We start from the raw sequence: 12,343 nt of genomic DNA on the forward strand, positions 1-12,343 counted from the left end.
CCATGAAGGCAATCGATCGACCATTCACAAAGATCATAAACGGCATCACCCAGTTCGTAATCCCCGTATTCCAAAGAGACTACAGTTGGACCGAGACGCAGTGCGAGCAGCTTTGGAAGGACTTGGTTGCGATCGCCGCCGATCCCAGCGAGCGTGGACACTTTCTAGGGTCTGTCGTTTATATTTCGACAGGCGATTCTTCTGCAGGCTTTACGCGGTGGCTTCTTGTGGATGGACAACAGCGCGTAACAACGTTGATTCTGCTCCTTGTTGCGCTACGCGATCATATAAAGGAAAGCAACTGGAGCGGGGCAGACGAAGGCCCAACCGCCAGACGAGTGGATGCGTATTTTCTTAAGAACCTTCAGGAGGACGGTCCACGCCACCATAAACTCGTACTAAGACGGCGTGATCAAGCCACGCTTCGCGCCCTGCTCGACGAAGCCGAGTTACCAGCCGACTCATCAGACCGAATCCGCGACAACTACGAGTTCTTTAAGGAACAACTCAAGTCTTCTGATCCAGATACCGTATATCGAGGCATCGGCCGACTGATCATCGTTGACGTGACGTTGGATAGAGGGGTCGACGATCCACAGCTGATCTTTGAGAGCTTAAATTCGACAGGCATGGACCTTAGTCAGTCCGATCTAATCCGCAACTTTATCCTGATGCGCCTGCAAGAGCAGGACCAGACCCGCTTCTACGACCAGTATTGGTGCAAGATCGAAAATCTATTTCGCGGGTCCGAAAAAACCTTTGATGCTTTCGTCCGCGATTTTCTAGCTCTACATACACAAGCAAGTAAACAAGAAAAGACCGAGAACATATATTCAGCGTTTAGGCGAGAATTCAGCTCCATCGGAACAGATACGTTTGCGCTAGGCACGTTTTTGCAGAAGCTTCTAACGTTTGCTCGATATCATGCAGCCTTTAGTATCGGGACCGACACGCCCGGTCCGTTGAAACAGCCCTTTTCTAACTTACGCAAGCAGGTCGATGTACCCGCCACGTTGATCATGCGCCTTTATGCGTGTCACGATGCAGGGAGCTTAGTTGAATCCGACTTCGTTAGAGCCGTCGAATTGCTTGATAGCTACGTCTTTCGCCGTGCAATTTGCGGCGAACAAACCCGAGGTTACTGGCAGGTTTTTGCGAACCTGGCCTATCGTATCGATCCATCCCGCCCACTTGAATCTCTTCTGGTCGGCCTGGCATTGCAGCGTGATGCATATCGATTTCCCGACAACGAAGAATTCAGGAACGCCTTGGAAGAACGGGATATTTACGGAAAGCGCGTCTGCTTCGATCTCCTTGATAGACTAGAGAATAATAGGAACAGAGAGCCGACCGACACGAGTGGATATTCGATCGAACATGTAATGCCTCAAAATCCGAAGCTCTCGCTCGAATGGCGCAAAATGCTCGGAGACAACTGGCGCGAAATCCAGCGCCAATGGGTTCATCGCCTTGGGAATCTAACTCTCACCGGGTACAACAGCACTTATTCCGATCGCCCCTTCGCCGAAAAGAAAACGATCAGAGGCGGATTCGAGGAAAGCTCAGTTCGACTCAATCGGTTTATCCGAGATCAGTCCGTCTGGACATCTGAAGAAATGGAGAAAAGAGGAAAGAAGCTAGCAACGGAAGCACTTTCTATCTGGCCTTCCTTGACCGTCGACCAGCGCCTGGTTGACATTGCAAGAGAGAAAGAAATGAGAGCGCAATCGTTGCAGCAAGATGTGGGCAAGATACCCATGACTCAGCACGCGAAATACTTATTCGACGTTCTTCGTACGAAACTCAAAGAAATCGATAACAACATTATTGAGTTAGCTGAGGATAAATCTATTAGCTATCATGGACCCGACTTCTTTCTCGAAGTTTTGCCAAGAAAAAATCGGCTGACATTATTGCTCAACCTTGAATTTAATGAAGTGGATGACCCCCTATCAATTGCGCGAGATACGTCGGAATTTAAATTTATCGTGAATGCCGTTTACGAGGGAGGAGTTTTGGTTTCAGTTTATGATCTAGACGACATCGAAAAGTCTCTACCGATTATTAGGCAAGCGCGGGAGCGAAGTTAGCCCACGAACCCTGATTTGTTGCGACGGGTCCGAACTTCTGCTCGGTCAAATCTTACAATCCAGCGCCATTGTTGCAGGCAGCGAGATACCCAACCTGATGTCAACACGCGCAGGCGTGATCACGGCTTGGCCGTCGCCTCGCGGTGGCCGGACCTCGACGCCCGCGCCTTGGGCTGCGACGCGCTCGCCGCCTTCACGCGGATGCGCACCGAGCCGCCGCCCTTGGACTGTTCCTCGATCTCGAAGCCGCCCGTCTTGCGCACGAGGTCGCTGAGCTTGCGGCAGCCATAGGTGCGTGGATCGAAGTCGGAGACCAGGTTGGAGAGCTGCTTGCCGACCTCGCCGAGCGCGACCCAGCCGTCCTCGCTCTCCATCTGCGTGATGACCTTCTTGATCATCGGCGTCGCCGCGCTGATCGGCAGCAGCGACTTCGGCGCCGCAGCGCTGTCCGCGTCCTTGCTGCTCGCCGCGTCGCTGCGCAAATTCTCCGTGTAGATGAACCTGCGGCAGGCCTGCCGAAAGCTCTCCGGCGTCTTCTGCTCGCCGAAGCCGAACACGTCGATGCCCTGCTCGCGGATGCGCGCCGCCAGCCGGGTGAAGTCGCTGTCGGACGACACCAGGCAGAAGCCGTCGAAGCGTCCGCTATGCAACAGGTCCATCGCATCGATCACCAGCGTGATGTCGGAGGCGTTCTTGCCGGTCGTGTAGGCGAACTGCTGCTGCGGCACGATCGCGTGGCGCGCCAGCGTATCGGCCCACGGCCTCGAGCGCGGGCTGGAGAAGTCGCCATAGATCCGGCGCACGCTCGCCTCGCCGATCTTGGCGATCTCCTCGAACAGCCCGTCGACGATCTTGGCGGAGGCATTGTCGGCGTCGATCAGGACGGCCAGACGCGGCGAGCGGGGTTCGGACGGCATCAGATGGTCCTTGAGTAGGCCTTGGTCTCATTCCTTATACGCGGACCGACGTCCATTCGAATGATTTTCTTGAGGCGAATGACGGGACTCGCGATGCGCGACAGGGCGCGGCCACGCGAGGCGCGGCGTGCAGAGGCCACAGAGATATGCGCTGCTGCGCCCCCCACCATTCGTATACGAACAAATTCCGGGTTCCCGGCCTGTTCTGGCGATCGTTTTCACCTTCCCTTAATTTGGGTCGCACAACGATGCGCCCACCCAACGATGGGATCTGCGGCAGATGATCAAGGAAGGCACTTATTCGGCCTGGTTCAGGACCCCCAAAGGCCAGGGAACCGGGATCGTCGAGCTGGTGGGCGGCAAGGTGTGCGGCGGCGACACCGTGCTGAGCTATGCCGGAAGCTACGAGGCCCATGGCGATCGTTTCACCGCCATCATCAGGACGAAGCGCCATGCCCCGGGACAGCCGTCGTTGTTCGGCCCGGACGAGCTGACGCTCAGCCTCGAAGGATGCTGCAGAGGCACGCCCGTCACGTGCACCGGTTATGCCGCGGAAGCACCCGACGTGCCGTTCGAGGCGTTGCTGCTGTTCTCGGCGTCCGACGACGCCCCATCTCCGCCCGCGCCCCGGCCGACGGCAAAATTCAGTCCCGATCATCTGCCGAAGCCGTCCTGGCGCTAGCATCCGACGCGATTGACGTCATCCTTTCCCCTGGGAACCGAACGCCTACGCGGTCGCAGCGGCAGCTTGCGTTCGGCCACGATCCGCACCGGCGGAAACACGACGCAATCAATCGCATCGGAGGTTGATCGCCAGGGCCATCGACGTCCTGCTCAAGGAACCGACGCGCTGATCTTGCCGACGAGATCGAGGAAGCGCTGCGTTCGGACGCCTGTCCGATTCACGGCCAGATCGACCAGCTCGACGACCACCAGGTGCTTCGAGGGAACGACCACGATCTGCTGTCCGCCGTAGCCGGAGGCAAAATAGCCGCTGATGCCGGATCGGACGCTGCTGAAGGTCCACCAGAGATAGCCGTAACCCCGTCCGGGCTGCTCGGTGTCCGAGAGACGGCTGGTCGATTCCGTCACCCATGTCGGCGGGATCAGTTGAGCCCCATTCCAGCGTCCGCCGTTCAGGAACAGCAGGCCAAACCTCGCCAGGTCTCGCGCGCTCATCCGAAACACATAGGCCGGATGCGACGAGGAGGCTTCCTTCACGTACACGCCGTCTGCGGCGGAGAAATCCTCCATCCCGATCGGCCGGCCGATCCGTCTGTCGAAGCTTGCGAACACGTCGTCGACGGACTGCCGATAGATCGTGCCGAGCGCGTTGAAATCCCAGTTGTTGTAGTACCAGAAACTGCCCGGCGGATGGCTCTCGCGCGCCGGCCGCCTCTGCTTCATCTGCCCCGTCTCATAGGACGCGAGATGATAGACCCCGGAGCGCGCCATCAGTAGCTGACGCACCGTCGCGGTCTGCTCGGCCGGCGAAAGCCCCGGCGGAACGTCGTCGATCTCGAGCGCGGCAAGCGTGCTGTCGAGGTTGATCCGGCCGGCTTCGACGGCGATGCCATACAACGCGCTGAGCAGACTCTTGCGCACGGACCGGACATTGACCTTCGCACCGAGATCGCCGAACGAGGCAACAATGTCGTCGTCCCTCACGACCATGATCGCTGTCGGCTTCTGTTCGACCGCAAACTCCTGCACCTCGCGTGCGATCGGTGCAGACCAGGGCGTCTCGTCCGGGCTTGCCGTCCGCCAATGCAGTCCCGGCTCGGCCTGAGCCCAGGACCAACCCATCGCAAGGATTGCCAGCACGGCAAGCGGACGTCGCATTGGCACGTTCATTCCCGTCTCGACAAAACCGATGTCGAGAATGCTAGAGCAAGACCGACGGACGGTACAGAGGTCACCGGCCATCGATGTCTCTGTCTGCATGGCCGCGGATCTCCACCGCTCGATGACGCAACATGCCCCGCTGCATTTTTTTTATTTTCACCCGCAGCATCAGCCAGATGGCCGCCGCAGCCAGCCCCGCCCTTAAACTTTCCGCTTGCTTTTGTTCCGAAAATCGGAAATAACATCCGCATCCCGTCCTCATGAGAGGGACGTTTCGCGATCGTCATGAACGTGGAGGGCGGGATGCGGTGGCCGCGATCGTGTTGCAGCGTGCTCGATGTACGCGGACGAACGGCAGGTTGCGGACGTGAAATCGCGTGGTCCTGGCGCCCCGATGCTGGCGCCAAGCTCTTGGGAGATGATGATCCCGGGGGCGACGGTGGCTAACAAGCCGGACACCGGGGAGATCGCGTATAAGCGTTAAGACCTCCGCGCAGGGAATGCCGGTTGAAACGGCTTTGCCTGTGGTGACTGCCGCCTGCTTTTTGTTTGCAGGCGGGCCATGGGTGAGGCCTTCACCCGGCATTCCCTGCGCCCTCTTTCATCGGGAGGGTCCTTGACGATGCATCACTCGGGCGCGATGGCGCGGCGGGATGTGAAATCATGCGCGCATTATGGGAAGCGCGACGGCCGTCATACTCCGATGTCGTCCCGGCCTCCGCGCCGGGACCCATACCTACCGGGAGCAGTTCGAGGCACGATCGAGGTGGGCATCTCGTTCTCACAACAACGGCTGCGGCATATGGGTCAGGATCGGCGCTTCGACGACGCACGCAGCTTGTCCGGGACGACTCGTCGATGTTGCTCTACCTGATCATCGCCGGCCCATGGTCCGGCACGGCGACATCGAGCACGCGCAGCTGCACGCGCTCGACACCCTGGTAGCGGTCGACGGTGAGGGTGCCGGCGACGTGCAGGATCTGGCCGCGATGCTGAACCAGGGCGTTGCCGAGCTTCTGGCCCACGCTGCGGAATGCGATCGCATTCACGGCGGCGCCGTCGCCGGATTTGAAGCGCAGCTTGAGATGCGCCTGCCCGACCTCGTCGGCGTAAACCAGCTGATGCGACGGCAGCGCCACGATGGGCTCGGGATTGCCGCTGCCGAAGGGACCGGCGCGATTGAGCGTCGCGACCAGCTCGGGTGTCGCGGCGCGCGCGCTGATGGCGCCGTCGATCAGGATCTCGTTGACGTGACGTGCGTCGGCGACGTCGGCGGCGAGCGCGCTTTCGAGAAAGGCGCGAAACTCGGCCAACCGCTCCTTGCGCAAGGTGACGCCGGCGGCCATCGCGTGCCCGCCGCCCTTCATCAGGATGCCCTGCTCCACGGCGTGGCGGACGGCCTTGCCAAGATCGACGCCCGGAATCGAGCGGCCCGACCCGGTGCCGATGCCGCCCGGCTCGAGCGCGATCGCAAACGCCGGCCGGGCAAACTTTTCCTTGAGCCTGGATGCGACCAGCCCGACCACGCCGGGATGCCAGCCTTCGGATGCGGTCACGATGACGGCGCCCTTGTCCTCCAGCCCGAGCGAGGCCAGCGCCTCCGCTTCGGCCTGCGCTTCGGCCTGCTGCTCGATGATCCGGCGCTCGCTGTTGAGCCGGTCGAGCTCGGCGGCGATGCGCGCGGCTTCGGAGATATCGCTTTCCAGGAGCAGCCGCACGCCGAGATCGGCGCGGCCGATGCGCCCGCCGGCATTGATGCGCGGTCCCAGCATGAAGCCGAGATGCCAGGCTTCGGGCGGACCGTTGAGCCGGGCGACATCCATCAGCGCGGTGTGCCCGACATGGTCGCGCCGGCGCATCGCGATCAGGCCCTTGGCGACAAAGGCGCGGTTGAGCGCGATCAGCGGCGCGACGTCGGCCACGGTGCCGAGCGCGACGTGATGCAGCATGCTGAGCAGATCCGGCTCCGGGCGCGTGCTGCTCCAGAAGCCGCGGCCGCGCAGCTCGCGATTGACCGCAACCAGCGTGACCAGCGTCAGCCCGACCGCGGCGAGATAGCCGAGGCCGGAAAGATCATCCGGCCGGTTCGGATTGACCAGCGCCTCGACCTCCGGCAGCTCCTCGCCGCATTGATGGTGATCGATTACCACCACGGACATGCCGAGCCGCCGCGCCTCCGCCAGCGGCTCGAGGCTGGTGGTGCCGCAGTCGACCGTCACCAGCAGCGTCGCGCCTTTGCTTGCCAGCGCGCGGATCGCCTCGACGTTCGGGCCATAGCCTTCGAAGATGCGGTCGGGAATGTGGATCAGCGGATCGAGCCCGCAATGGCGCAGATGCCAGGCGAGCAGCGCCGCCGAGGTCGCGCCGTCGACATCGTAGTCGCCGAAGATCGCGACCGTCTCGCCCTTGACCGCGGCGTCGGCAATGCGCTGCGCCGCCGCCTCCATCTGCGTCACCGTGAACGGATCCGGCATCAGCTTGCGGATGGTCGGATCGAGGAAGTCGTTGACCGCGTCGATCTCGACGTCACGCCCGGCGAGCACGCGCGCCAGCATCTCGGGCAACTGATAGCGCTGCACCATCGCAAGCGCGCGCGCCGCGCCGCGCGCATCCAGCCGGTCGCGCCACAATTTGTTGGTCAGCGACAGCCGCACGCCCAGGAACGCCTGCGGGGCGCTCAGGGGCAGTGCAAGGGCGGATGGTGCCATGATGCGCGGGGCCTCGCTTGCAGCGCAGCGATTCGAAATGGACGCAGTCGAATCTACAGCAACTGGCCTGCCTCAGCAGGTTCCATCCATGAAACCCACCAGAATCGTCCCAGAACTTGGCGGAACTCACAGGAAATCAGGGAAATGCCGCCATATACGGCTGGTTGCCTAAAATTAGAGCTGCGTTCGATGGAGTGCATTAAACAGCCATTAGGCGAACTCCGTAACATTTCAATCAATTATTACGTCCGATTTGTCCGCCCTCTTCGTGCCGACCAGGAGGCGCGGCAACATGGAGTTCATTGCCGATGCTGACCGCGCCCGAGTTGAAGACGCAGCCCTCCGCCGCTCCGGCACAAACGACTCCCAAGGATAACGAGACCGACGTCTCGGCGCTGATCGCGCGGCTCACCGGCGAGGTCAATCAGATCGCCTGCGAGAAGACCAAATCGATCCAGCAGATCACCAACCAGATGAAGATGCTGGCGCTGAACGCGCTGATCGAGAGCTCGCGGGTGGGCGCGCAAGGCGCAGGCTTCGCCGTGGTGGCCCAGGAGGTGCGCGCCGTCGGCCAACTCGTCGAGACCATCGCGCGCGAGCTGGAGGGCCAGCTCACGACGCGCACCGGCAATCTGAAGAGCTCGATCGAGCGCATGACCGAACGCGCCCGCGGCGAGCGCATGGTCGATCTGGCGCTGAACGCGATCGAACTGATCGACCGCAATCTGTATGAGCGGACCTGCGACGTCCGCTGGTGGGCGACCGACTCCGCCGTGGTCGATTGCGCCGCCGCGCCCGATGCCGCCCGCGTCACGCACGTCTCCGAACGGCTCGCGGTGATTCTCTCCGCCTACACCGTCTATCTCGATCTGTGGCTGTGCGATCCGAGCGGCAAGGTGATCGCCAACGGCCGCGCCGACCGCTTCAACGTCGTCGGCCAGAGCGTCGCCGACACCAAATGGTTTCGCGAGGCGCGGGGCTTGCGCTCGGGCGACGACTACGTCGCCGGCGACGTCGAGTGCCAGCCGCTGCTCGGCAACGCCCAGGTCGCGACCTATTGCGCCTCGGTGCGCGAGGACGGCAAGGCGCATGGCAAGCCGCTTGGCGTGCTCGCGATCCATTTCGATTGGGAAGCGCAGGCGCGCGCCATCGTTCAGGGCGTGCGCGTCAGCGAGAGCGACAAGGCCCGCGTGCTCCTGGTGGATTCCAATCTGCGCGTGATCGCATCCTCGGACGGTCAGGGCATTCTCAGCGAGCGCGTTTCACTGAAGCTCGATGGCAAGCGCAGTGGCTTCTATCAGGACATCTCCGGGCGCATGGTCGCGTTCCACGCCACGCCCGGTTACGAGACCTACAAGGGGCTCGGCTGGTACGGCGTGATCGTGTCGGGCGCGTGAGGCAGGACGATCAGCAGCCGAGCCGGTCGGCGATGCCGTTGAAATCATCGGCGACGATGTCCCAGGCGCCGGTGGCGTCGAAGTCGCGGCTCTGCAGCGGGCCGTATTCGGTGGGGCGGGCGACGAAGGCGGTCTTCAGTCCGTAGCGTTGCGCCGCCTCGAGATCATTGTTGTGCGCGGCGACCATCATCACCTCGCCGGGCGCAAGACCGAGCAGACGCGCGGCGCCGAGATAGGTCTCGGGGTCGGGCTTGTAGTGCTGGAACAGCTCGGCGGAGAGAACGAGGTCCCACGGCAGACCCGCGAACTTCGCCATGTTGGTGAGCAGTGCGACATTGCCGTTGGAGAGCGGCGCGATGATGTATTTGGATTTCAGCCGGGTCAGCCCGGCGACACCGTCGGCCCACGGATGCAGCCGGTGCCAGCCACGGGTGAGATGATCGAGATCGGCTTCGGTCAAGCCGGTGATGCCGAGCTGGGCGACGAGCGTCTCCAGCGAGCGCCGGTGCAGCACGTCGAGGATGACGTAGCCGCGCTCCGGATGCCTGCGGACCTCGTCCATCGAGCCGACATAGAGCCCGCGCCAGCCATCGACCAGCGCGGTCCAGTCGCCCTGGATGCCGCGGGTCTTCGACCACGCGGTGAAGTCGTTGATCAGGCTGGTGCGCCAGTCGACGACGGTGCCGAACACATCGAACACCAGCGCCTTGACCATGGACAGGTCGGACATGCTGAGCCGCTCTCCAATTTCGTCATTCCGGGATCCGCGCACAGCGCGCAGACCCGGGATCTCGCGCCACAATCTCGAGATTCCGGGGTCACGCTCCGCGTGCCCCGGAACGACTGTGCTGGATCAGTCGAGGTGGAACTTCGCCAACTGGCGATGCTCCGCGCGGATGTAGCGCACCGTGCCGGTGACCGAGCGCATCACGACGGTCTCGGTCTCGATCACGCCGTCCTTGCGGAACTTGACGCCGGAGAGCAGCGAGCCGGTGGTGACGCCGGTGGCCGCGAACAGACAGTCGCCGCGGGCCATGTCCTCGATGCCGTAGATCATCTTGGGATCACCGACGCCCATCTTGTGGGCGCGCTCGCGCTTCTCCTCGGTGTCGAGGATCAGGCGGCACTGCATCTGGCCGCCAATGCAGCGCAGCGCCACCGCGGCCAGCACGCCTTCCGGCGCGCCGCCGGTGCCGAGATACATGTCAACGCCGGTGTTGTCGGGATCGGCGCAGTGGATCACGCCGGCGACGTCGCCGTCAGTGATCAGGCGTACCGCAGCGCCGGTCGAGCGGACGCCCTGAATGATGTCGGCGTGGCGCGGACGGTCGAGCACCAGCACCGTGATCGCGCCGGGCTCGACGCCCTTGGCCTTGGCGAGCCGGCGCACGTTGTCGGCCGGCGTCGCGTCGATGTCGACGACGCCCTTGGCGTAGCCGGGGCCGACCGCGATCTTCTGCATGTAGACGTCGGGGGCATGCAGCAGCGTGCCGCCATCGGCCATCGCCATGGTCGCGATCGCGCCCGGCATGTTCTTGGCGCACAAGGTCGTCCCCTCGAGCGGGTCGACCGCGATGTCGACCTTGGGCCCGGCATTGAGGCCGACCTTCTCGCCGATATAGAGCATGGGCGCCTCGTCACGCTCGCCCTCGCCGATCACGACCGTGCCCTCGATCGGCAGCTTGTTGAGCTCGCGGCGCATCGCATCCACGGCCGCCTGGTCGGCCGGCTTTTCCTGGCCGTGGCCGCGCAACCGCGCCGCCGACACCGCCGCCCGTTCGGTCACGCGCACCAGCTCCAGCGTCAGGATGCGCTCGAGCAGCAATTGTTGCGGGACAGAAATCTGCGTCGACATCGATCAACTCCTCAAGACGTCAAGGCGGACATCCGCCATCAAAATCTACCGCTCGCACGCCGCCCCCCTGGGCGGCATCCGGGTCAGGCGGTCGGCACGAACGGCCGCTCCCCGCCTGTCTATTCTCCCGGTTTGAGCATGAACCTATACCAAACGCCACGCGTTTGTTTGAGCAGGGACAAGTGGTTCCCTGGGCATCATGCGCTAGTTCTTCTCGATCCGGATCACCTGCGGCTTGCCGCTGATGACCTTGTCGCGCTGCACCGCCTGGAGCGCGCGATGCACGGCGTCCTCGTGTGTCGCATAGGTGATCAGGATGACCGGCACCGGCGCAGACTTGCCGGCCGTCTTTGCCGGCTCGCTGCCATTGGGATGGCGCTGCACGATCGATTCGATCGATATCTTCTGCTCGGCGAGCCGGGTGGCGATGGTCGCGGCCGTGCCGGCATGGTCACGCGCCATCAGGCGGATGTAATAGCCACCCTCGTGCCGCTCCATCGGCGCCTTCTCGGTCGCCTGCAGCCTGTCGACCGGACGCCCGAACGGCGCGGCGCGGATGCCGCGCGCGACGTCGGCAATGTCGGCGACGACGGCGGACGCCGTCGCGGCCCCCCCTGCTCCCGGTCCGACCAGCGTGATCGGCGGGATACCGTCGCCGTCGATCGTGACCGCGTTGGTGACGCCCATCACCTGGGCGATCGAGGAGGATTTCGGCACCATCGTCGGGTGCACCCGCTGCTCGATGCCCTTGGCGGTGCGCACGGCAACGCCAAGCAGCTTGACGCGGTAGCCGAGCTCCGCCGCCGCGCGCAGGTCCTCCGGCGCGATCGAGGAGATGCCTTCGACATAGACCGAGTTCTGCGCCACCTGGGTGCCGAAGGCGAGGCTCGCCAGGATCGCGAGCTTCTGCGCGGTGTCGTGGCCATGGATGTCGAACGACGGATCGGCCTCGGCATAGCCGAGACGCTGGGCGTCCTTCAGACATTCGTCGAACGACAGCCCCTCCTGCTCCATCCGAGTCAGGATGTAGTTGCAGGTGCCGTTGAGGATGCCATAGACGCGGCTGATGCCGGTGCCGGTGAGCCCTTCGCGCAGGGTCTTGACCACCGGAATGGCCGCGCCGACGGCGGCTTCGAAGTTCAGCGCACCGCCATGCTTCTCGGCCGCCTTGGCGAGCTTCAGGCCATGCTTGGCGATCAGCGCCTTGTTGGCCGTCACCACCGACTTGCCGGCCTTGAGAGCGGTGTCGATCGCCGACAGCGCGGGATCGCCGGCACCGCCCATCAGCTCGACCAGGCAGTCGATTTCGGGATCGCTCGCCAGCGCGATCGGATCCTTGGCCCATTTGATCCCGGACAGATCGATGCCGCGCTTCTTGGCCTTCGACCGCGCCGTCACGGCGATGACCTTCACCGGGCGCCCCGTGCGTTCGGTGAGCACGCGTCCCTCACGCTCGATGAGACGAACGACCTCGACACCCACGGTGCCGAGGCCCGCGATGCCCACTCTCAGGGGTGCGACCATGGAATCA

Annotated in this window: 9 protein-coding genes; 3 read left to right on the plus strand and 6 right to left on the minus strand. The window is 63.1% G+C overall.

Annotated features, from left to right (window positions below):
• Positions 1–2 precede the first annotated feature (2 nt).
• On the plus strand, positions 3–2,090 hold the full coding sequence (locus ACQR0U_RS07170; RefSeq protein ID WP_434843000.1) for a GmrSD restriction endonuclease domain-containing protein: 2,088 nt from the start codon (positions 3–5) through the stop codon (positions 2,088–2,090).
• A 119-nt stretch (positions 2,091–2,209) separates the two neighbouring features.
• Here the strand turns inward: ACQR0U_RS07170 and ACQR0U_RS07175 are convergent, their stop codons facing one another.
• A complete protein-coding gene (locus ACQR0U_RS07175; protein WP_316202037.1) occupies positions 2,210–3,007 on the minus strand; it encodes an NYN domain-containing protein in 798 nt (265 codons plus the stop codon).
• A gap of 280 nt (positions 3,008–3,287) precedes the next feature.
• Between ACQR0U_RS07175 and ACQR0U_RS07180 the strand changes: the two genes are divergently transcribed.
• Positions 3,288–3,689 carry a hypothetical protein gene (locus tag ACQR0U_RS07180; RefSeq protein ID WP_316192595.1) on the plus strand — a complete coding sequence of 134 codons (402 nt, stop codon included), beginning with the start codon at positions 3,288–3,290 and terminating at the stop codon, positions 3,687–3,689.
• A 152-nt stretch (positions 3,690–3,841) separates the two neighbouring features.
• On the opposite strand, the gene ACQR0U_RS07185 is transcribed toward ACQR0U_RS07180, so the two are convergent.
• Positions 3,842–4,849, minus strand: a complete 1,008-nt coding sequence (locus ACQR0U_RS07185; RefSeq protein WP_315712112.1) for a serine hydrolase domain-containing protein — start codon at positions 4,847–4,849, stop codon at positions 3,842–3,844.
• Positions 4,850–5,718: 869 nt separating this feature from the next.
• A complete protein-coding gene (gene recJ, locus ACQR0U_RS07190; protein ID WP_316185009.1) occupies positions 5,719–7,560 on the minus strand; it encodes a single-stranded-DNA-specific exonuclease RecJ in 1,842 nt (613 codons plus the stop codon).
• Positions 7,561–7,868: 308 nt separating this feature from the next.
• Here recJ and ACQR0U_RS07195 point away from each other — a divergent pair, with 308 nt between their 5' ends.
• Positions 7,869–8,957 (plus strand): methyl-accepting chemotaxis protein, encoded by a 1,089-nt coding sequence (locus ACQR0U_RS07195; RefSeq protein ID WP_315712115.1) that lies wholly within the window; start codon positions 7,869–7,871, stop codon positions 8,955–8,957.
• A gap of 10 nt (positions 8,958–8,967) precedes the next feature.
• On the opposite strand, the gene ACQR0U_RS07200 is transcribed toward ACQR0U_RS07195, so the two are convergent.
• The 3 genes from ACQR0U_RS07200 to ACQR0U_RS07210 all read right to left on the minus strand — a co-directional run bounded on the left by ACQR0U_RS07200 (position 8,968) and on the right by ACQR0U_RS07210 (position 12,336).
• Positions 8,968–9,687, minus strand: a complete 720-nt coding sequence (locus ACQR0U_RS07200; protein ID WP_434842999.1) for a haloacid dehalogenase type II — start codon at positions 9,685–9,687, stop codon at positions 8,968–8,970.
• 123 nt (positions 9,688–9,810) lie between these two features.
• Positions 9,811–10,812 (minus strand): class II fructose-bisphosphatase, encoded by a 1,002-nt coding sequence (glpX, locus tag ACQR0U_RS07205; RefSeq protein WP_315712118.1) that lies wholly within the window; start codon positions 10,810–10,812, stop codon positions 9,811–9,813.
• Positions 10,813–11,016: 204 nt separating this feature from the next.
• Complete coding sequence (locus tag ACQR0U_RS07210; RefSeq protein ID WP_434842998.1) at positions 11,017–12,336, minus strand: homoserine dehydrogenase; 1,320 nt, start codon at positions 12,334–12,336, stop codon at positions 11,017–11,019.
• Positions 12,337–12,343 lie beyond the last annotated feature (7 nt).

The organism is Bradyrhizobium sp. HKCCYLRH3097 (genome assembly GCF_051167875.1).
In the GTDB taxonomy this organism is placed as follows: domain Bacteria; phylum Pseudomonadota; class Alphaproteobacteria; order Rhizobiales; family Xanthobacteraceae; genus Bradyrhizobium.